16 protein-coding genes are annotated in these 20,163 nt (G+C 71.4%); 12 read left to right on the top strand and 4 right to left on the bottom strand.

Annotated features, from left to right (window positions below; genetic code table 11):
• The 11 genes from nuoF to Ae150APs1_RS12575 all read left to right on the top strand — a co-directional run bounded on the left by nuoF (position 1) and on the right by Ae150APs1_RS12575 (position 14,604).
• Positions 1-1,383: an NADH-quinone oxidoreductase subunit NuoF gene (nuoF, locus tag Ae150APs1_RS12625; RefSeq protein WP_075297676.1), complete on the top strand. Its 1,383-nt coding sequence runs from the start codon at positions 1-3 to the stop codon at positions 1,381-1,383.
• Positions 1,380-3,821 carry an NADH-quinone oxidoreductase subunit G gene (locus tag Ae150APs1_RS12620; protein WP_075297674.1) on the top strand — a complete coding sequence of 814 codons (2,442 nt, stop codon included), beginning with the start codon at positions 1,380-1,382 and terminating at the stop codon, positions 3,819-3,821. The genes nuoF and Ae150APs1_RS12620 overlap by 4 nt, the downstream gene beginning before the upstream one ends.
• A 41-nt stretch (positions 3,822-3,862) precedes the next feature.
• On the top strand, positions 3,863-5,107 hold the full coding sequence (gene nuoH, locus Ae150APs1_RS12615; protein ID WP_075302039.1) for an NADH-quinone oxidoreductase subunit NuoH: 1,245 nt from the start codon (positions 3,863-3,865) through the stop codon (positions 5,105-5,107).
• Positions 5,108-5,647, top strand: coding sequence for an NADH-quinone oxidoreductase subunit NuoI (gene nuoI, locus Ae150APs1_RS12610; protein WP_010244258.1), 540 nt, complete (start codon positions 5,108-5,110; stop codon positions 5,645-5,647).
• Positions 5,644-6,498, top strand: a complete 855-nt coding sequence (locus Ae150APs1_RS12605) for an NADH-quinone oxidoreductase subunit J (protein WP_075297672.1) — start codon at positions 5,644-5,646, stop codon at positions 6,496-6,498. The genes nuoI and Ae150APs1_RS12605 overlap by 4 nt, the downstream gene beginning before the upstream one ends.
• Positions 6,495-6,794 carry an NADH-quinone oxidoreductase subunit NuoK gene (gene nuoK / locus Ae150APs1_RS12600; RefSeq protein ID WP_010244252.1) on the top strand — a complete coding sequence of 100 codons (300 nt, stop codon included), beginning with the start codon at positions 6,495-6,497 and terminating at the stop codon, positions 6,792-6,794. The genes Ae150APs1_RS12605 and nuoK overlap by 4 nt, the downstream gene beginning before the upstream one ends.
• Before the next feature lie 12 nt (positions 6,795-6,806).
• Complete coding sequence (nuoL, locus tag Ae150APs1_RS12595) at positions 6,807-8,762, top strand: NADH-quinone oxidoreductase subunit L (protein ID WP_060574791.1); 1,956 nt, start codon at positions 6,807-6,809, stop codon at positions 8,760-8,762.
• Positions 8,759-10,417: an NADH-quinone oxidoreductase subunit M gene (locus Ae150APs1_RS12590; RefSeq protein ID WP_083680093.1), complete on the top strand. Its 1,659-nt coding sequence runs from the start codon at positions 8,759-8,761 to the stop codon at positions 10,415-10,417. Before nuoL ends, Ae150APs1_RS12590 begins: the two co-directional genes overlap by 4 nt.
• 32 nt (positions 10,418-10,449) lie before the next feature.
• Positions 10,450-12,039 carry an NADH-quinone oxidoreductase subunit NuoN gene (nuoN, locus tag Ae150APs1_RS12585; protein WP_170918173.1) on the top strand — a complete coding sequence of 530 codons (1,590 nt, stop codon included), beginning with the start codon at positions 10,450-10,452 and terminating at the stop codon, positions 12,037-12,039.
• 48 nt (positions 12,040-12,087) lie between these two features.
• Positions 12,088-13,065: a polyprenyl synthetase family protein gene (locus Ae150APs1_RS12580; protein WP_075302038.1), complete on the top strand. Its 978-nt coding sequence runs from the start codon at positions 12,088-12,090 to the stop codon at positions 13,063-13,065.
• A 132-nt stretch (positions 13,066-13,197) separates the two neighbouring features.
• On the top strand, positions 13,198-14,604 hold the full coding sequence (locus Ae150APs1_RS12575) for an HNH endonuclease signature motif containing protein (RefSeq protein ID WP_249266318.1): 1,407 nt from the start codon (positions 13,198-13,200) through the stop codon (positions 14,602-14,604).
• 75 nt (positions 14,605-14,679) lie between these two features.
• Here Ae150APs1_RS12575 and Ae150APs1_RS33560 read toward each other — a convergent pair whose 3' ends face one another.
• Positions 14,680-14,940, bottom strand: a complete 261-nt coding sequence (locus Ae150APs1_RS33560) for a hypothetical protein (RefSeq protein WP_249266317.1) — start codon at positions 14,938-14,940, stop codon at positions 14,680-14,682.
• Between the two features lie 12 nt (positions 14,941-14,952).
• On the bottom strand, positions 14,953-15,612 hold the full coding sequence (rarD, locus tag Ae150APs1_RS12570) for an EamA family transporter RarD (protein ID WP_249266316.1): 660 nt from the start codon (positions 15,610-15,612) through the stop codon (positions 14,953-14,955).
• A 160-nt stretch (positions 15,613-15,772) separates the two neighbouring features.
• On the opposite strand from rarD, the gene Ae150APs1_RS12565 reads away from it, so the two are divergent.
• The gene (locus Ae150APs1_RS12565; protein WP_075297666.1) at positions 15,773-16,981 is read left to right on the top strand and encodes a hypothetical protein; all 1,209 of its coding nucleotides are present in this window, start codon (positions 15,773-15,775) and stop codon (positions 16,979-16,981) included.
• 69 nt (positions 16,982-17,050) lie between these two features.
• Here the strand turns inward: Ae150APs1_RS12565 and Ae150APs1_RS12560 are convergent, their stop codons facing one another.
• Both Ae150APs1_RS12560 and Ae150APs1_RS12555 read right to left on the bottom strand, forming a co-directional pair.
• Entirely contained in the window at positions 17,051-18,136 is a 1,086-nt protein-coding gene (locus Ae150APs1_RS12560) for a 2-oxoacid:ferredoxin oxidoreductase subunit beta (RefSeq protein WP_075297664.1), read from the bottom strand.
• A 2-nt stretch (positions 18,137-18,138) separates the two neighbouring features.
• Positions 18,139-20,067, bottom strand: a complete 1,929-nt coding sequence (locus Ae150APs1_RS12555) for a 2-oxoacid:acceptor oxidoreductase subunit alpha (protein ID WP_075297662.1) — start codon at positions 20,065-20,067, stop codon at positions 18,139-18,141.
• Positions 20,068-20,163 lie beyond the last annotated feature (96 nt).

Raw genomic sequence — 20,163 nt, 5'->3', positions numbered from 1 at the left:
ATGAGCACCACAGAGCCTGTGCGCAAGCCGGACCCGGTCACGCCCGTCCTGACGAGGCGGTGGCTGTCGCCGCGGTCGTGGTCCATCGACACCTACGAGCAGCTCGACGGCTACACGTCGCTGCGCACCGCGTTCGCCGCCCACCCGGACCAGCTCATCCAGCTGATCAAGGACTCCGGCCTGCGCGGCCGCGGCGGCGCGGGGTTCCCGACCGGCATGAAGTGGGGCTTCATCCCGCAGGACGACGGCAGCGGGAAGGGCCCCGGCGCGAAGCCGAAGTACCTGGTCATCAACGCCGACGAGGGCGAGCCGGGCACCTGCAAGGACATCCCGACGATGATGACCGACCCGCACTCGCTCATCGAGGGCTGCATCGTCACCAGCTACGCGATCCGCGCGAACTTCTGCGCGATCTACGTGCGCGGCGAGGCGCTGCACTGCATCCGCCGGCTCCGTGCCGCGGTCCGTGAGGCGAAGGCGCGCGGCTACCTCGGCACCGACATCCTCGGCTCCGGGTTCGACCTGGAGATCGTGGTGCACGCCGGTGCCGGCGCCTACATCTGCGGCGAGGAGACGGCGCTGCTCGACTCGCTGGAGGGCCGGCGCGGCCAGCCGCGGCTCAAGCCGCCGTTCCCGGCGACCGCCGGGCTGTACGCCTGCCCGACCGTCGTGAACAACGTCGAGACCATCGCGAGCGTCCCGGCGATCGTCAACGGCGGCTCGGACTGGTTCCGCTCGATGGGCCGGGAGAAGTCGCCCGGCCCGAAGATCTACTCGATCTCCGGGCACGTCGAGCGACCCGGCCAGTACGAGGCCCCGCTCGGCATCACGCTGCGCGAGCTGCTGGAGCTGGCCGGCGGCATGAAGGACGGCGTCCCGCTGAAGTTCTGGACGCCGGGCGGCTCGTCGACGCCGCTGCTCACCGCCGACCACCTCGACGTCCCGCTCGACTTCGAGGGCGCCGCCGAGGCCGGTTCCATGCTGGGGACGACCGCGGTGCAGGTCTTCAACGAGACCGTCTCGGTGCCGTGGGCGGTCATGAAGTGGACCGAGTTCTACAAGCACGAGAGCTGCGGCAAGTGCACCCCGTGCCGCGAGGGCACGTACTGGCTGGTGCAGGTGCTGGAGCGCATGGTGCACGGCCAGGGCACGAGCGCGGACGTCGACATGATGCTCGACGTCTGCGACAACATCCTCGGCCGCTCGTTCTGTGCGCTCGGGGACGGCGCCACGTCCCCCATCACCAGCGGCATCACGTACTTCCGCCAGGAGTTCCTGGACCTCATCGCGGAGCAGCCCGATGTGGACCGCCCGGAGCAGCTGACGGACGTGGAGCTCGCGCAACGGACCAACGGCACTGAACTGACCGGAGCCACCGCATGACGATCGCGCCGGACGAGAAGACCGAGACCCCGGTCCCCGAGGGCCACGTCCGCCTCACCATCGACGGCCAGGTCGTCGACGCCCCCAAGGGCGAGCTGCTGATCCGCACCTGCGAGCGCCTCGGCATCGTGATCCCGCGGTTCTGCGACCACCCGCTGCTCGACCCGGCCGGCGCCTGCCGCCAGTGCCTGGTCGAGGTCGAGATGGGCGGCCGGCCGATGCCGAAGCCGCAGGCCAGCTGCACGATGACCGTCGCAGACGGCATGGTCGTCAAGACCCAGCACACGTCGGAGCGGGCGGACAAGGCGCAGCAGGGCGTGATGGAGCTGCTGCTCATCAACCACCCGCTGGACTGCCCGATCTGCGACAAGGGCGGCGAGTGCCCGCTGCAGAACCAGGCGATGGCGCACGGCCGCGCCGACTCCCGGTTCGTGGAGACGAAGCGGACGTTCCCGAAGCCGCTCCCGATCTCCACCGAGGTGCTGCTGGACCGCGAGCGCTGCGTGCTGTGCCAGCGCTGCACCCGGTTCTCCGAGGAGATCGCCGGCGACCCGTTCATCGACCTGCTGGAGCGCGGCGCGAACCAGCAGGTCGGGATCGCCGAGGACCAGCCGTTCCAGTCGTACTTCTCGGGCAACACGATCCAGATCTGCCCGGTCGGCGCGCTGACCAGCGCCGCGTACCGGTTCCGCTCCCGGCCGTTCGACCTGCGCTCGACGCCCGGCACCTGCGAGCACTGCAGCTCCGGCTGCGACATGCGGACCGACTCCCGGCGCGGGACGGTGCTGCGCCGCCTGGCAGGCAACGACCCGGAGGTCAACGAGGAGTGGCTCTGCGACAAGGGCCGTTTCGCCTTCCGCTACCTCGGCAGCCGGGAACGGATCACCCGGCCGATGGTGCGCCGGGAGAACGGTGAGCTGGAGGAGGCCTCCTGGACCGAGGCGCTGCAGGTCGCCGCGGAGGGCCTCCTCGCGGCCCGCGACGGCGTCGGCATCGGCGTGCTGCCCGGCGGTCGGCTCACCGTCGAGGACGCCTACGCCTACTCCAAGTTCGCCCGCGTCGTCGCCCGCACCAACGACATCGACTTCCGGGCCCGGCCGCACTCCGACGAGGAGCTGGAGTTCCTGGCCGCGCACGTCGCCGGGGGCACCCCCGACGACGCGGTGACCTTCGAGCGGATCGAGAACGCCCCGGCGGTGCTCACTGTCGGGACCGATCCCGAGGAGGAGTCCGGGATCGTCTTCCTCCGGCTGCGCAAGGCGTGGCGGAAGAAGGGGCTGCGGCACTTCCAGGTCGGACCCTTCACCTCGACCGGCGCGGAGAAGACCGGGGCCACGGTGCTGCACGCCGTGCCGGGCGCCGAGGCCGCGGTCGTCGCCGACCCCGGTGCCGACGTCGTGACGGCGCTGGAGCAGCCGGACACGGTGATCCTCGTCGGGGACCGCGCGGCGGAGTCGCCCGGCCTCTACTCGGCGGTCTCGGCACTGGCCGCGCGGACCGGGGCGGCGATCGGCTGGCTGCCGCGCCGGGCCGGGGACCGCGGGGCGCTGGAGGCCGGTGCGCTGCCGACCCTGCTGCCCGGCGGGCGTCCGGTGACCGACGCCGCGGCCCGCGCCGAGCTGGAGCAGGCCTGGGGCTCCGGGCCGCTGCCGGAGCGGCCCGGTCGCGACGGTGACGCCATCCTGGCGGCCGCCGCGGGTGGTGCGCTGGCGGCACTCGTCGTCGGCGGGGTGGACCCGCAGGACATGGCGGACCCGCAGGCCGCGATCACCGCGCTGCGGGAGGTCGGTTTCCTGGTCAGCCTGGAGATCCACACCTCGGCGGTGACGGAGCTGGCCGACGTCGTGCTGCCGGTCGCGCCGGACGCCCAGCGCTCCGGGACCTACGTCAACTGGGAGGGCCGCCGCCGGCCGTTCGGCGTCGCGCTGGACGCGGCCGGCGTCCTGCCGGACTGCCGGGTGCTGGACACCCTCGGCGTCGAGATGGACGTCGACCTGTTCACCCAGACCCCGGCCGCCGCGGCCGGGGAGCTCGACCGGCTCGGCTCGCACCGTCCGGGCACCGCCGCACCGTCCCGGGCACCGGGTGAGGCGCGCCGTCCCGGCTACGGCCAGGCCGTCCTCGCGACGTCCCGCCAGCTGGTCGACGACGCCTCGCTCGCGATCGACGAGCCGGCGCTGGCGGGCACCGCACGGCGGCCCTACGTGAAGGTCAACGCGGCCACCGCCGAGCGCCTCGGCCTCGTCGAGGGCGACGACGCGGCGGTCCGCACCGACCGCGGCACGATCACCCTCCCGGTCTCGCTGACCGACCTGCCGGACGGCGTCGTGTGGCTGCCCACCTGCTCGCCCGGCTCGCACGTCCGGCCCACCCTCGGGGCCGGGCACGGTGACCTCGTCGGCGTGGCGCCGGCCGGCCCGAACGGGAGCGACTCGTGAACCTCCTGCCGCTGCAGGTGCCCGCGCCTCCGATCGAGGGGATGACGCGCACCCAGCAACTGCTGGCGGACGACCCGATCTGGCTGATCCTGATCAAGGTCGTCGGGCTCTTCGCGCTCGGCGTCGTGCTGACCCTGTTCATGATCAACTGGGAGCGCAAGGTCGTCGGCCGGATGCAGCACCGTCCGGGGCCGAACCGGACCGGTCCCGGTGGCTGGCTCCAGAGCCTCGCCGACGGGCTGAAGCTGGCGTTCAAGGAAGACATCATGCCGGCGCTCGCCGACAAGAAGGTCTACTTCGTCGCCCCGATCATCTCGACGGTGCCGGCGTTCGTGGCCCTCTCGGTGATCCCGTTCGGCGGCGAGGTCACGATCTTCGGCGAGGAGACCGTGCTGCATCTGGTCGACGTGCCGGTCGGCGTGCTCGTCGTGCTGGCCTGCTCGTCGATCGGTGTCTACGGGATCGTGCTCGGCGGGTGGGCCTCCGGCTCGCCGTACTCCCTGCTCGGCGCGCTGCGCTCCGCGGCGCAGGTGATCTCCTACGAGATCGCGCTCGGTCTGTCGCTGGTCGGCGTGGTGCTCTACGCCGGGTCCGGTTCCACCGCCGACATCGTCGCGTCGCAGTCGAGCGGCTGGTACGCGATCCTGCTGGTGCCGAGCTTCGTGGTCTTCGTGATCGCGATGGTCGGCGAGACCAACCGCGCCCCGTTCGACCTCCCCGAGGCCGAGTCCGAGCTCGTCGGCGGGTTCCACACCGAGTACTCGTCGCTGAAGTTCGCGCTGTTCTTCCTCGCCGAGTACGTGAACATGGTGACCGTCTCGGCGATGGCGGTGACGCTGTTCCTCGGCGGCGGGATGTGGCCGTGGCCGCTGAGCTTCCTCAACGAGTACGGCTGGCTGCAGTTCCTGCTCTTCATCGCGAAGATCCTGCTGTTCCTGTTCGTCTTCATCTGGCTGCGCGGCACGCTGCCGCGGTTCCGCTACGACCAGTTCATGAAGCTGGGATGGAAGGTCCTCATCCCGGTGATGCTGGTGTGGACCGTCGCGATCTTCGGCATCCGCGCCTTCCAGAGCTCCGGTGGCGACAACGTCGTCCTGTTGCTGTCGCTGATCGGGTTCGCGCTGGCCGTCGTCCTCGCGGTGGCCTTCCTGCTCCCGGACCGGCAGGTCGAGCCACCACCGGTGGAACCGGCGTCGGACTACCCGGTGCCGCCACTGGACCTGAAGGTCCCCGAATCACCCCCCAGGCGTCGCAAGGCCGTCGGTGCCGGAAGGGAGAGCGAGTAGATGTTCGACTTCTTCAAGGGTTTCGGCGTCACCTTCTCGACGATGTTCAAGAAGGTCGTCACCGAGGAGTACCCCGAGGACTTCCCCCCGGCCGCGCCCCGCTACCACGGTCGGCACCAGCTCAACCGGCACCCGGACGGGCTGGAGAAGTGCGTCGGCTGCGAGCTGTGCGCCTGGGCGTGCCCGGCCGACGCGATCTACGTCGAGGGCGGCGACAACACCGAGGAGGCCCGGTACTCCCCGGGTGAGCGCTACGGCGCGATCTACCAGATCAACTACCTGCGGTGCATCGGCTGCGGCCTGTGCATCGAGGCCTGCCCGACCCGTTCGCTGACGATGACGAACTTCTACGAGCTGGCCGACGACAACCGGCAGGACCTCATCTACACCAAGGAGCAGCTGATGGCTCCGCTGCTGCCGGGGATGGAGCAGCCGCCGCACCCGATGCGTCTGGGCGACGACGAGCAGGACTACTACGTCTCCGGGCCGACGCTCGCGAAGGTCTCCGTCCTGGACCAGACCGGGGAGCAGGTGCGATGACGACCCCGTACGCCGTGCTGGCCCAGGCCGCCGGGGAGGTGACGACGGGCGAGGCGATCACGTTCTGGATCCTCGGCCCGGTGGCCCTGGCCGGCGCGCTCGGCCTGGTCTTCGCCCGGCACGCGGTGCACGCCGCGCTGCTGCTGGTGCTGACGATGTTCTCGATCGCGGTGCTCTACATCGTGCAGTCGGCGCCGTTCCTCGGGTTCGTTCAGATCATCGTCTACACCGGCGCGGTGATGATGCTGTTCCTGTTCGTCCTGATGCTGGTCGGGAAGGACTCGAAGGACTCGGTGATCGAGGTGCTCCGCGGTCAGCGGGCCGCGGCGCTGGTGTTCGGCGTCGGGCTCGCCGCGCTGCTGGTCGCCGGGATCTCCCGGGGCCTCACCGAGGTCACCCCGGCCGGCCTGCAGGCGGGCGGGATGGGCGGCAGCGCGAACGTCGCCGGGCTCGGCAGGCTGATCTTCACCGACTACCTGCTGGCGTTCGAGCTGTCGGCGGCGCTGCTGATGGTGGCCGCGCTCGGCGGGATGGTGCTGACCGGGTCGCAGAGCTCCCAGCACGCCAAGCTCTCGCAACGCGAGACGGTGCTGCTACGGCTGCGCGGGCAGCACGCCCGGATCTCGCCACTGCCCGGCCCGGGTGTCTACGCGACCGCGAACTCGGTGGCGGTGCCGGCGCTGCTGCCGGACGGGTCGATCGCACAGGACTCGATGGCCGAGATCATCGAGTCGGTCGCGGTCGACGTCCCCGACACCACGACGCCGGACGCGCACGCGCTCACCGGACGTCCCGCCCCCGACCGCACGATCGAGTCGGGCGAGGCGAGTGCGACCGGGGAGGACCGATGACACCCGAGTACTACCTGCTGCTCTCGGCCCTGCTGTTCAGCATCGGTGCCGTCGGCGTGCTCGTCCGCCGCAACGCCGTCGTCGTGTTCATGTGCATCGAGCTGATGCTGAACGCCGTCAACCTGTCCCTGGTCACGTTCTCGCGGATCAACGGGAACCTCGACGGCCAGGTGATGGCGCTGTTCGTGATGGTCGTCGCCGCCTGTGAGGTCGTGGTCGGCCTCGCGATCATCACTGCGATCTTCCGCGCCCGGCAGTCGTCCTCGGTGGACGACGCGAACCTGCTGAAGTACTAGGAGCGGACAACGGTGACCCAGCTCCCCCTCACCCTCGCGCAGGCGGTCGAACCCGCCACCGGCGCCGCGTCGCTGGCGTGGCTGCTGATCGCGCTCCCCGCCGCGGGCGCACTGGTGCTGTTCCTGGCCGGCCGCCGCGCCGACGCCTGGGGCCACTGGCTCGGCGTCGCGACCGTGGTGGCCGCCTTCGCCGTCGGCCTCGCGATCTTCGTCGAGACCCTCGGGCTCGACCCGGACGCCCGCACCCGCGAGCTCTCGATCTACGAGTGGATGTCGTCCGGCGCGCTGAGCGTGGACTTCGGCGTCCGGCTCGACCCGCTGTCGCTGACGTTCGTCCTGCTCATCACCGGTGTCGGTGCGCTCATCCACCTCTACTCGGTGGGCTACATGAGCGACGACCCGAACCGCCGGCGGTTCTTCGCCCAGCTGAACCTGTTCGTCGCGGCCATGCTCGTGCTGGTCCTCGGCAACAACTTCGTGATGCTGTACCTCGGCTGGGAGGGCGTCGGCCTGGCGTCCTACCTGCTGATCGGCTTCTACCAGGACCGGGCGTCCGCGGCGACGGCCGCGAAGAAGGCGTTCATCATGAACCGGGTCGGCGACGTCGGCCTGGCCATCGCGATCTTCCTGCTCTGGCTGGAGCTCGGGACGCTGCAGTACACCGAGGTCTTCGCCCGGATCGGCGAGGTGCCCGGCGGGACCGTCCTGGCGGTCACCCTCCTGCTCCTGCTCGGCGCCTGCGGCAAGTCGGGCCAGTTCCCGCTGCAGTCCTGGCTCCCGGACGCGATGGAGGGCCCGACCCCGGTCTCGGCCCTGATCCACGCGGCGACGATGGTCACCGCGGGTGTCTACCTCATCGCGCGCGCCTCGCCGGTCTACGACCTCTCGGAGACCGGTCGGCTGGTCGTCTCGATCATCGGCGTGGTCACGCTGATGATCGGTGCGATCGTCGGCTGCGCCTACGACGACATCAAGAAGGTGCTGGCCTACTCCACGGTCAGCCAGATCGGCTACATGATCCTGGCCGTCGGGCTCGGCCCGGTCGGCTACGCGCTCGGCATCCTGCACCTGCTCACGCACGGCTTCTTCAAGGCGGGGCTCTTCCTCGGGGCCGGCTCGGTCATGCACGCCATGAACGACGACGTCGACATGCGCCGGTTCGGCGGGCTGTGGAAGAAGATGCCGGTCACCTTCGTGACCTTCGGCCTCGGCTACCTCGCGCTGATCGGGTTCCCGTTCCTGTCCGGCTACTTCTCCAAGGACGCGATCATCGAGGCCGCGTTCGCCCAGGACGGCTGGCAGGGCTGGACCTTCGGCGGGCTCGCGACGCTCGCGGCCGGCCTGACCGGCTTCTACATGACCCGGCTGATGCTCATGACCTTCTTCGGTGAGAGCCGCTGGAAGGACCTGAGATCCACCGACGGCCGGGAGTACCACCCGCACGAGTCCCCGGTGACGATGACCGTCCCGATGATCGTGCTGGCGTTCGGCTCGGTGTTCGCCGGTGGCCTGCTCTACGGGGTGCTGCCGACCTGGCTGGCACCGTCGGTCGGGGAGCGGGTCGAGGCCGAGGGCGGGGTGCTGCCGCACGCGGTGATCCCGTGGCTGGTCGTCGGGATCTCGCTGCTCGGCGTCCTGCTGGCGTACCTGTTCGTCGGGCGCTCCTCCGTGCCGGTGGAACGCCCGCAGCGGGTCTCGCCGGTCGTCCGGGCGGCCCGCGCCGACCTCGGGGCGAACGCCTTCAACGAGGCCTTCATCGAGCGGCCCGGGATCTGGCTCACCCGGCTGCTGGTGTTCTTCGACAACCGCGGGATCGACGGCGTGGTCAACGGGACCGCGGCCGCGTTCGGCGGTGGCTCCGGCAGGCTCCGCCGGATGCAGACCGGCTTCGTCCGGTCCTATGCCCTATCGATGCTCGGCGGCGGGGTCATCATCGTCGCGGCGATGCTGGCGGTGAGGTTCGCATGATCGCCCAGGCCCAGATGGTCGACCCGATCGTCCCCGGGGCCGGTGGGAACCCGTTCCTGCTGGTCCTGCTGCTGGTCCCGGTGGCCGGCGCGCTGGTGATGTACCCGTTGCGCCGCAACGTGCCCGCCGCGAAGGCCGTCGCGATGGCGACGGCGCTGCTGGAGTTCGTGCTCGTCGTCGTCGCCTGGGGGATGTACTCGATCCCCTCGGCGCAGGCGGGCACCCGCTTCCAGCTGGAGTTCTCGCTCCCGTGGATCCCGGCCTTCGGCACCCACATCGCCTTCGGCGTCGACGGCATCGCGCTGGCGATGATCGCGCTCACCGCGTTCCTCGTACCCGGCCTGATGCTGTTCGCCTGGGCGGAGAAGCTGCCCGAGGGGCGTTCGGCGGCCGGCTACTTCGCGCTGCTGCTGGCCACCGAGGCGACGCTGGTCGGCGTCTTCGCCGCGACCGACGTCTTCCTGTTCTACGTGTTCTTCGAGGCCATGCTGGTCCCGATGTACTTCCTGATCGGTCGCTTCGGCGGACCGAGGCGGCAGTACGCGGCGGTGAAGTTCTTCCTCTACTCGCTGCTCGGCGGCCTGATCATGCTGGCCTCGCTGATCGGCCTGTTCGTGGTCAGCGAGCAGCAGCTCGGGCAGGGGACCTTCACCTGGGCCGAGCTGCAGACGATGGCGGCGAGCGTGCCGCCGTCGACCCAGGTGTGGTTGTTCCTCGGCTTCTTCGTCGCGTTCGCGATCAAGGCGCCGCTGGTGCCGTTCCACACCTGGCTGCCCGACGCCGGCGCCGAGGCCCCGATCGTCGGCGCGGTGCTGCTCGTCGGCGTCCTCGACAAGGTCGGCACGTTCGGCTTCCTCCGCTACCTGCTGCCGCTGTTCCCGCAGGCCAGCCAGATCATGGCGCCGGTGGTGCTGGTGCTGGCGGTCGCCGGGATCGTCTACGCGGCGCTGCTCGCGGTCGGCCAGACCGACATGGGCCGGTTCGTCGCCTACACGTCGGTCGCGCACTTCGGCTTCATCGCGCTCGGGGTGTTCGCGTTCTCCTCGCAGGCCTTCGCCGGGGCGACCCTGTACATGGTCAACCACGGTCTCTCGACCGGGATGCTCTTCGTGATGGTCGGCGTGCTGATCAGTCACGGCGGGTCCCGGCTGATCTCCGACTACGGCGGTGTCGCGAAGCTGGCGCCGGTGATGGCGGGCTGCCTGCTGCTGGCCGGGATGTCGTCGCTGGCGCTGCCGGGCACGAACTCGTTCGTCTCGGAGTTCCTGGTGCTCCTCGGGTCGTTCCCGACCCGCCCGGTGTTCACGATCATCGCGACCGTCGGGATCATCTTCGCCGCGCTCTACGTGCTGTGGTTCTACCAGCGCACGATGCAGGGCCCGGTCCGCGGCGACGCCGTCATCGCGGCCCTGGAGCGCGGGGGCGCGGGCGGGCCCGGGTCGATGATCGACCCGGTGGTCGCTGCGCAACGCAAGGGCAGCGGCTTCCCGGACCTCACCGGCCGTGAGATCGGCGTGCTCGCGCCGCTGATCGTCGCGATCGTCGTGCTGGGCTTCTACCCGGCGCCGGTGCTCGACCTGATCAACCCGTCGGTGACGGCGACCATGGCAGAGCTCGGCCTGCCCGACCCGGTGCCCGCTGGAGGGATCCGATGACCGTGCTGCTCCCGACGGCCCTCCCGGCGCAGGTGACGCAGATCGAGATGCCACCGATCGACTGGGCGGCGTCCTCGCCGCTGTGGATCGTGTTCGCCGGCGCCTGCGTGTCGGTGCTGCCGGAGGCGTTCCTGCCCCGGCACCAGCGCTGGCCGGTGCAGGTGCTGTGGACCGGGATCACCCTGGTCGCGGCGCTGGTGGCACTGGCGGGGTACGCGCTGTCGTCGCCCGGGCCGGTGCTCACCTTCGGCGCGGCACTGGCCGTCGACAGTCCCGCTCTGTTCCTGTGGGGCACGCTGATCGTGCTGGCGATCCCGAGCCTCCTCCTGCTGGCGGACCGGTCGGTCGAACCCGGCGGGGTGTTCGTGGCCTCCGCGGCCGAGCGGGCCGCGGCCCGCGCCGGCGTCCCCGCCACCGGTGGCGGGGCACCTCCCGAGCACGTGGACCGCTCCTACGGCGCGCCGGACGAGCAGCCGACGATGCAGACGGAGCCGTTCCCGTTCGTGCTGTTCGCGCTCGGCGGGATGATGGCGTTCGTCGCGGCCAACGACCTGCTGACGATGTTCATCGCGCTCGAGGTGCTGTCGCTCCCGCTGTACCTGATGTGTGGCCTGGCCCGTCGCCGGCGGCTGCTGTCGCAGGAGGCGGCGGTCAAGTACTTCCTGCTGGGTGCCTTCGGCTCGGCGTTCTTCCTCTACGGGATCGCGCTGCTCTACGGCTACGCCGGGTCGGTGCGGCTGAGCGCGATCTCGCAGGCCACCGCGGGCACGCTCGCGTCGGACACGCTGCTGTTCGCCGGGCTCGCCCTGCTCCTGGTGGGGCTGCTGTTCAAGGGGTCGGTGGCGCCGTTCCACACCTGGACGCCGGACGTCTACCAGGGCGCCCCGACACCGGTCACCGCGTTCATGGCGGCCTGCACCAAGGTCGCCGCGTTCGGGGCGATCGCCCGCGTGCTCTACGTCGGGTTCGGCAGCACCGTCTGGGAGTGGCGGGGCGTGCTCTGGGCGGTCGCGATCGTGTCGATGGTCGTCGGCGCGGTGCTCGGCCTGACCCAGAGCGACGTGAAGCGGATGATCGCCTACTCGTCGATCGCCCACGCCGGGTTCATCCTACTCGGCGCGATGGCCCTCACCCCGCAGGGCACCGCCGGGCTGCTCTTCTACCTGCTCGCCTACGGCTTCACCACGGTCGCGGTGTTCGGCGTGGTGTCGCTGGTCCGCGGCCCGGACGGCGAGGCGAGCCACCTGTCGGCCTGGGCCGGGCTCGCGAAGCGGTCCCCGCTCGCTGCGGGGATCATGACGTTCCTGCTGCTCGCGCTCGCCGGAATCCCGCTGACCAGCGGGTTCACCGCCAAGTTCGCGGTGTTCTCGGCCGCCTCGGCGGACGGGATGGTGCCGCTCGTCGTGATCGCGCTCGTCGCGTCGGCGGTGGCCGCGTTCTTCTACCTGAGGATCGTCGTGCTCATGTACTTCAGCGAGCCTGCGGAGGACGGCCCGACCGTCGTCGTGCCGGGTGCGTTCACCACCGTGGCGATCACGTTGGGCACGCTCGCGACGCTGGTACTGGGGATTCTTCCCACACCCGTCCTCGAATGGGCCGCCAGCGGCGCGTTCGCGGGCTGACGTTCGTACGCTGTGGGGGTGGAGACACAGAGTGTGGCCGGGGTCCGGATGGCCGATCCGGCCCTGGCGGAGGCCACGGCGGACGGGCTGAAGCGGGTCGAGGACCTGTTGCACCGCGAGGTGCACAGCGACTACGAGTTCGTCACCGAGACCTCGCTGCACCTGATCGAGGCGGGCGGGAAGCGGTTCCGGCCGCTGTTCACGCTGCTCGCGGCCCAGGTGGGGCCGCATCCGGAACGCGACGGCGTGATGACGGCGGCCGCGGTGGTGGAGCTGATCCACCTCGCGACGCTGTACCACGACGACGTCATGGACGAGGCCGCGATGCGCCGCGGCGCGGAGTCGGCCAACTCCCGCTGGGACAACTCGATCGCGATCCTGACCGGCGACTTCCTGTTCGCGCACGCGTCGCGCCTGGTTGCCGACCTCGGCCCGGACGCGGTCCGCATCATCGCCGAGACGTTCGCCCAGCTGGTGACGGGGCAGATGCGGGAGACCCGCGGCCCGAAGCCGTCGGACGACCCGGTGGAGCACTACCTGCGGGTCGTCGGGGAGAAGACCGGGTCGCTGATCGCGACGTCCGGCCGCTACGGCGGGATGTTCTCCGGGGCCCCCACCGAGCACATCGAGGCCCTGCACCGGTTCGGTGACGTGATCGGGACGGCGTTCCAGATCTCCGACGACATCATCGACATCGCCAGCCCCGCGGACGACTCCGGCAAGACCCCGGGGACCGACCTGCGGGAGGGCGTGCACACCCTGCCGATGCTGTACGCGCTGCGCGACGGGGACGACTCGCCGTCGGCGCGGCGGCTGCGGGAGCTGCTGGCGGCCCCCATCACCGACGACGACGAGGTGGCCGAGGCCCTCGACCTCCTCCGGTCGGGCGACGCGCTGGTCCGGGCACGGGAGACGGTCGCGGGTTACGCCGACCGGGCACGGGCCGAGCTCGCGGTGCTCCCGGCCTGTCCGGCGATCGACGCCCTGCGGACCCTGACCGACTACACCGTCGAGCGGACCGGCTGAGCCCGGTCCGCCGGTGGCGGGCGCTTTCGTCGGAAGCAGGGCCGGCGGCGGCCTCGGCGGCCGCCCGGCGGGTTGCTCGGTGTCCTCGATGCGCTGGGACACCATCTGTGTCGGACGCCGTGCGGACACGCGGTGGCCGCCGGCTTCCGGCTCCGGGCCTTATCCGTCCCCGCCGGTGGCGGGATGCCGGCGGCAGCACTCTCCTTGCTGGTCAGGGGTTTGCTATCGCGAACGGTTGCAAGCGGATCGAACATATGTTCGAGTACGGTCGCCCCCATGACCGCGGTCCAGGAACCTCCACGCACCGGCCTCCCTGCCGGTCCGGGGTTCCCTCAGGTCGATCTGGCGCTGGTTCAGTTGGCGGTGGAGCAGGCCGCGCTCGACGACCTGTCCGGGGTCTCCGAGGCGGAGCTGATCGACCAGATCCAGCAGCTCGAATCCGTGCAGCACTCGCTGGCCGCGCTCCAGGCGACCCGGGTGCGGGCGTTCGCCCGGCTCCATGTGGAGAACGGCATCGCGGCCGGTCGGACGGATCCGGATCGGTTGCAGCGGGGTGTGGTGGCGCAGGTCGGGTTGGCCTGTCGGGTGTCGCCGGCCGAGGCGCGGCGTCGGGTGAGCGTCGCCCGGGATCTGCACGACGGTCTCGATCACGTGCGTGGGTTGTTCGGGGCCGGTGAGTTGAGCTCGGCGAAGGTGGCGGTGGTGGTGGCCGCGTGTTCGGGTCTGGACCGTGCTGAACGTGCCGCGGTGGATGTTCGTCTGGCTGCGCACGATCTGACCAGGCTCGGTCTGGGCCGGTTGCGTGATCTCGCTTGCCGCTTCGCCGCCGAGGTCGCACCGGGGAAGTTCCTCGCCCGGGTCGAGTCCGCCCGTGCCGAGCGGCGCGTGACGTTGCGTCCGGCGCCGGATGCGATGACCTTCCTGACCGCCTACCTCCCGGTCGAACAGGGCGTGGCCTGCCTCGCCGCCCTGAACAAGGCGTTCACCGAGGTGTCGGTGGACCCGGCACCGTTGACCCGTACCCGTGGTCAGGTCATGGCCGACACGCTCGTCGAACGCCTCACCGGACAGGCGATGGCGACCGATGTGGGTGTCGAGGTCCAGGTCGTGGTGCCGATCGAGGCGCTGCTGGACCCGGACTCGCCATTGCCGGCGGAGATCCCCGGCCACGGACCGGTCCCGGTCGAGCTCCTCGCCACGGGCGAGGGGAGGAAGACCCTGCGCCGCCTGATCACCTCCGACGGAGTCCTGATCGGCGGAGACTCCCGCCAGCGCACCTTCACCGGATTGCTGGCCCGCCTGGTCCGGGCGCGCGCGGGGAACCGGTGCACCGAGCCCTACTGCGACGCCCCGGTCCGCCACATCGACCACATCCACCGCGACGCCGAGGGCGGGGCGACCGAGCTCGACAACGGCAGGGGTGTGTGCGAGTTCCACAACCACGTCCGGGAGCAGGCGGGGTGGCGGGTCGCCCGGGGCCCCGACGGTGGCGTGCGGACCACGACCCCCACGGGGCACACCTACCGAGCGCCCGGATGACCGACCTGCGCAGGCCGTCGGTGCTGACCCGCCCTGCTCCGCCGCGGACCGGCTCTCCTGGCTCGGAGCCGCCCCTCAGGCGACCGCCGGCGCGACGGGTGCCCGTCGGGCCCGGCGGACGAGGTCGATCGTGAAGACGACCAGGGCCAGCCACACGAGCACGAACCCGGCCCAGCGGGTCGGTGGCATCGCCTCGCCGACGACGAGGACGCCCCACAGGAACTGCAGTGTCGGGTTGATGTAGAGGAGCACGCCGAGTGTCGAGAGCGGGAGTCGCCGGGCCGCGGCGCCGTACAGGAACAGCGGCAGCGCCGTGGCCGGCCCGGCGGAGAGCATCAGCAGCAGGTGTCACGGGCCGAGGGACACGAACGTCCCGCTGCCCGCGGACTCCAGGACGAGCAGGTAGATCGTCGCCGGGACGAGCAGCACCAGCCCCTCGGCGGTCAGGCTCGTGGCGGCGGGCAGCCGCACCGTGGCCTTGAACAGGCCGTAGATCCCGAACGAGCCCGCCAGGACCATCGACAGCCAGGGGACCTCGCCGTTGCCGAACGCGATCACCCCGACGGCGACGACCGCCAGGGCGAGCGCCACCCACTGCATCGGCCGCAACCGTTCCCGCAGCATGACGACGCCGAGCAGTACCCCCACCAGCGGCGTCATGTAGTAGCCGAGCGCCGCCTCGACGACCCGGCCGACCGAGACGCCCCAGATGAACATTCCCCAGCTGACGGCGATGAACACCGCGGCCGCCGCGGTCGCACACCAGCCGCGCAGGTCCAGCCGGCGCAGGTCGCTCCAGCCGCGCAGGACGGTGAGGACGACGGACATGAGCACCGCCGTCCAGACGATGCGGTGGGCGAGCACCTCGACCGGCGCCGCCGGATCGAGCAGCGTCCAGAACGCCGGGAACAGCCCCCAGATCACGTAGGCGGTGACGCCGGTGGCCAGCCCCTTCGGGTCCAGCTCGTCCCGTTCGGGGGTGGTTCGTTCGGGCGAATGCGCCGTCATCGCGTTACCGTTCCGAGCCCCGTCACGGGCACCATGATCCGGTACGGGCACGCGGGCGCGCGACCGGCTTACCGGCACGCACGATCCGTGATACCGATACCAGGCACGTGCGCTACCGAGGAACAGCGCCGGGGAACACCCGGCGGACGGAGGTCCGGTCATGGGCTGGATGTGGGTACTGCTCGCGGTCGTCGTCGTTCTCGTGGTGGCCGGGCTCGTCGTGGTCCGGGCACGGGGGCGGAACGCCGGCCCGGACGACGCCGTCACGGCGGAGACGTCCGGTGACGCCGGTCCGGGCGGTGCGGAGCCGGACTCCCGCGCGCACACGCCCTCGCCGGACGCCGAGCCTCCGGGGGACGGCACGGACGACGCGTCTCCGTCCGCGGTGGACCGGTCGGCCGGGCCCGCGACCGTGACGGCGGGGGAGCGGTCCGTGGACCACGGTCCCGGCGCCGGGGCAGGGCCGGGCGGAGCCGCGAGTCCGCCCACCTCCGTGACGGAGAACGAGAGGGAGGTCTCCGCCGCGACGCCGGAGGCCGCGACCTGGGAAGCCGCGACGCCGGAGATGGCGACCTCGGAGGCCGCGACGCCGGAGATCGCGACCTCGGAGACTGCGGCGCCGGAGACCGCGACCTCGGAGGCCGCGACCTCGGAGGCCGCGACCTCGGAGACTGCGGCGCCGGAGACCGCGACGCCGCTCGCCGTGGACGGGGGCGCCACGGACCAGGGTGCCGCCGTCCCGGACGCCGTTGGTCCCGATGCGGTCCCGACCGCCACCGGCTCGGACGTCACGAACCCGAACGCTGCCGCCCCTGACGCCGCGCATGCGGACACCGTGGCCCCGGAGACCGGGGCGGCCGGAACCGCCACCTCCCGCACCGCGGACGACGGCGAGGGCGCCCCCGTCTCGATCCCGCGGCAGCAGGACGGCACCACCGACGACGCGGAACCGTCCGGCCGCCACGCCCTGCGCGACGGCGTCGCACCGCAGCCGCTCCCGGATCTCGACCTGTCCGAGGAGCCGGCCCCGCCGGAGCCCGTGACGGCGTCGTCCCGGACGGGGAGGCCGTCGTCCGGCGGGTCGGCGCTCGCCGCCCTGGACTCCCGGCTCATCGGGCCGGCCGCGGCGTCCGACCCGGTTCCCGAGGGATCGCGCCCGGGCCCGTTCCCCGGCTCGGTCCTGGCGCCCACGGACGGCGCCGAGCCGCCGGAGTCCCACCGGGTCAAGGTGCACAGCGGATCCCGGCGGTTCCACACGACGGAGTCCCCGTACTACGTGCGCACCCGCGCCGACCTGTACTTCACCGCGGAGGACGACGCCCGTGCCGCCGGCTTCATCGCCTGGCACGAGCGCCCCGGATCCCGCTGACCGCCACCGCGGCAACTCGACGACGGCCCCGGCACTCGTGGAGCGCCGGGGCCGTCGTCGTGACCTGTCCTAGAGGATCGTCCAGGTGTCGCGGCCGTTGAGCAGGGCCTGCAGGTCGGCGCTGCCGGCCTGGCCGCCCTCGTGGACCGCGGTGGCTTCCTCGACCTGGGCGCGGGCGGCGTCGTCGTAGGTGGTGCGGGCGACGTCGCGGAACACGCCGGTGACGGTGTGGGTCAGGTCCTGGTCCGACAGGCGGGACAGGGCGAACGCGAGCTCGTGGTCGGTCGCGTCGTGGACGACGATCTCCGAGGCGTCGACCGTGGCGGCCTCGACGACCTTCAGCCCGAACCCGGACCGGACGACGGCGTGGGTGCCGAGCCCGTCGTCGCCCTCGGCGCCGAACCGGATCGGCTCGCCGTGGGTGACGGGGACGAGACGGTTCTCGTTCTGGCCCTTGCGCAGGACGTCGAAGCTGCCGTCGTTGAAGATCGGGCAGTCCTGGAAGATCTCGACCAGCGCGGAGCCGCGGTGCTCGGCGGCGGCCTGGAGCACGGCCTGCAGGCTCTTGCGGTCGGAGTCCAGCGCCCGGCCGACGAACGACGCCTCGGCGCCCAGTGCCAGCGAGATCGGGTTGAACGGGTGGTCCACCGATCCCATCGGCGTGGACTTGGTGACCTTCCCGACCTCGGAGGTCGGGGAGTACTGGCCCTTCGTCAGCCCGTAGATCCGGTTGTTGAACAGCAGGATCTTGATGTTGACGTTGCGGCGCAGCGCGTGGATCAGGTGGTTGCCGCCGATCGACAGCGCGTCGCCGTCGCCGGTGACGACCCAGACCGACAGGTCGGGGCGCGTGGTGGCCAGACCGGTGGCGATCGTCGGGGCGCGGCCGTGGATGGAGTGCATCCCGTAGGTGTTGAGGTAGTACGGGAAGCGGCTCGAGCAGCCGATGCCCGAGACGAACACCGTGTTCTCGCGCTTGATGCCCAGGGTGGGCAGGAACTGGCGGACCGCGGCGAGCACGGCGTAGTCACCGCAGCCGGGGCACCAGCGGACCTCCTGGTCGGAGGTGTAGTCCTTCGCGGTCTGCTTGGCGTCGGTGGTGGGGACGCCGTCGAGTCCGCCGATCGAGGGCAGACCCAGGTCGGTGGCGCTCATGCCTACGCTCCAGTGATCGCTGTGGTGCCGGGGCCGGTGGCCGACTCCGGGTGCTTGCCGGTGAGGTAGTCCAGGAACACGTCCTGCAGCTCCTCGGCGCCGAAGGGCAGCCCGGCCACCTTGGTGTAGCTCTTGACGTCGACCAGGTGCTCGGCGCGCAGCAGCATCGCGAGCTGCCCGAGGTTCATCTCCGGGCACAGCACCGTGCGGTAGGCGCCGAGGACCTCGCCGAGGTTGGCCGGCATCGGGTTGAGGTTGCGCAGGTGCGCGGTCGCGACCGAGTGGCCGAGCTTGCGCACCCGCCGTGCGGCGGCGTTGATCGGGCCGTAGGCCGAACCCCACCCGATGACGAGCACGTCGGCGTCACCGTCGGGGTCGTCCACGGCCAGGTCGGGCACCTCGACGCCGTCGATCTTGGCCTGGCGCAGCCGGACCATGCGGTCGTGGTTGTCCGGGTCGTAGGAGATCGAACCGCGGCCGTCGGCCTTCTCCAGGCCACCGACCCGGTGCTCCAGCCCCGCGGTGCCCGGGATCGCCCACGGCCGCGCCAGGGTCTCCGGGTCACGCAGGTAGGGCCAGAACTCGCCGGAGCCGTCCGGGGCGTTCGGCTCGGTCGCGAACCCGGGGTCGACCGTGGGCAGCGACTCGACGTCGGGGATCTTCCACGGCTCGGAGCCGTTGGCCAGCGCCCCGTCCGACAGCAGCATCACCGGCGTCCGGTACTTCACCGCGATCGCGGCGGCCTCCACCGCGGCGATGAAGCAGTCACCGGGCGTGCAGGGCGCGATCACCGGCAGCGGTGCCTCGCCGTTGCGGCCGTGCAGGGCCTGCAACAGGTCGGCCTGCTCGGTCTTGGTCGGCAGCCCGGTCGACGGGCCGCCGCGCTGGACGTCGATCACCAGCAGCGGCAGCTCCAGGGCCACCGCCAGGCCGACGGTCTCGGCCTTGAGCGCCACACCCGGACCGGAGGTGGTGGTCACGCCCAGCGCGCCGCCGAAGCTCGCCCCGAGCGCGGCACCGACACCGGAGATCTCGTCCTCGGCCTGGAAGGTGGTGACCCCGAACGACTTGTGCTTGGACAGCTCGTGCAGCACGTCCGAGGCCGGGGTGATCGGGTAGGTGCCCAGGAACACCGGCAGGCTCGTGGTCTGCCCGGCGGCGACGATCCCGTAGGCCAGCGCGGCGTTGCCGGTGATCTGGCGGTAGGTGCCCGGGTCCAGCTTCGCCGGCGCGACCTCGTAGGTCACCGCGAACGCCTCGGTCGTCTCGCCATAGGCGTGCCCGGCGCGGAACGCCAGCACGTTCGCCTCGGCGATGTCGGGCTTCTTCGCGAACTTCTCCCGCAGGAACCGCTCGGTCGACTCGCTCGGCCGGTGGTACATCCAGGACAGGAGCCCGAGCGCAAACATGTTCTTCGCCCGCTCGGCGTCCTTCTTCGACAGCCCGGTCTCCTCCAGCGCCCCGCGGGTCAGGGTCGCCATCGCGACCCCGTGCACGGCGTAGGGCTCCAGGGAGTCGTCCTCGAGCGGGTTCGCCTCGTACCCGACCTTGGTCAGGTTCCGCTTGGTGAACTCGTCGGTGTTGACGATCACGACGCCGCCGTGCGGCAGGTCGCCGATGTTCGCCTTCAGCGCCGCCGGGTTCATCGCGACCAGCACGTCCGGGCGGTCACCCGGGGTGAGGATGTCGTAGTTCGCGAAGTGCAGCTGGAACGAGCTGACCCCGGGCAGCGTCCCGGCAGGTGCCCGGATCTCGGCCGGGAAGTTCGGCAGGGTCGACAGGTCGTTGCCGAAGTTGGCCGTCTCCGAGGTGAAACGGTCACCGGTGAGCTGCATCCCGTCACCGGAGTCACCCGCGAACCGGATCACCACCCGATCGCGCTGGACGACCTCGGAGTCACGAGCCTCGACAGGGGTGTCGCTGGTGGTCATGGGCAGATCGGCCCCCGGTTCCGTCGGAAGTGCGGTGCTAAGTCGAGGTTAACTGCCGGTTCGCAACGACGTCCCGTCGCCCTGTCGCACGTCACA

Origin of the sequence: Pseudonocardia sp. Ae150A_Ps1 (assembly GCF_001932315.1) — a bacterium.
Taxonomy (GTDB): domain Bacteria; phylum Actinomycetota; class Actinomycetes; order Mycobacteriales; family Pseudonocardiaceae; genus Pseudonocardia.
The sequence above is the reverse complement of the archived record's forward strand: the minus strand, read 5'-3'. Positions and strand labels throughout refer to the sequence as shown.

Excerpts from the sequence above, each read along its gene's own strand:
- nuoF (WP_075297676.1), top strand. The coding sequence starts at position 1 with ATGAGCACCACAGAGCCTGTGCGCAAGCCGGACCCGGTCACGCCCGTC.
- Ae150APs1_RS12620 (WP_075297674.1), top strand. The coding sequence starts at position 1,380 with ATGACGATCGCGCCGGACGAGAAGACCGAGACCCCGGTCCCCGAGGGC.
- nuoH (WP_075302039.1), top strand. The coding sequence starts at position 3,863 with ATGACGCGCACCCAGCAACTGCTGGCGGACGACCCGATCTGGCTGATC.
- nuoI (WP_010244258.1), top strand. The coding sequence starts at position 5,108 with ATGTTCGACTTCTTCAAGGGTTTCGGCGTCACCTTCTCGACGATGTTC.
- Ae150APs1_RS12605 (WP_075297672.1), top strand. The coding sequence starts at position 5,644 with ATGACGACCCCGTACGCCGTGCTGGCCCAGGCCGCCGGGGAGGTGACG.
- nuoK (WP_010244252.1), top strand. The coding sequence starts at position 6,495 with ATGACACCCGAGTACTACCTGCTGCTCTCGGCCCTGCTGTTCAGCATC.
- Ae150APs1_RS12590 (WP_083680093.1), top strand. The coding sequence starts at position 8,759 with ATGATCGCCCAGGCCCAGATGGTCGACCCGATCGTCCCCGGGGCCGGT.
- Ae150APs1_RS12580 (WP_075302038.1), top strand. The coding sequence starts at position 12,088 with ATGGCCGATCCGGCCCTGGCGGAGGCCACGGCGGACGGGCTGAAGCGG.
- Ae150APs1_RS33560 (WP_249266317.1), bottom strand. The coding sequence starts at position 14,940 with ATGCTCTCCGCCGGGCCGGCCACGGCGCTGCCGCTGTTCCTGTACGGC.
- rarD (WP_249266316.1), bottom strand. The coding sequence starts at position 15,612 with ATGACGGCGCATTCGCCCGAACGAACCACCCCCGAACGGGACGAGCTG.
- Ae150APs1_RS12565 (WP_075297666.1), top strand. The coding sequence starts at position 15,773 with ATGGGCTGGATGTGGGTACTGCTCGCGGTCGTCGTCGTTCTCGTGGTG.
- Ae150APs1_RS12560 (WP_075297664.1), bottom strand. The coding sequence starts at position 18,136 with ATGAGCGCCACCGACCTGGGTCTGCCCTCGATCGGCGGACTCGACGGC.
- Ae150APs1_RS12555 (WP_075297662.1), bottom strand. The coding sequence starts at position 20,067 with ATGACCACCAGCGACACCCCTGTCGAGGCTCGTGACTCCGAGGTCGTC.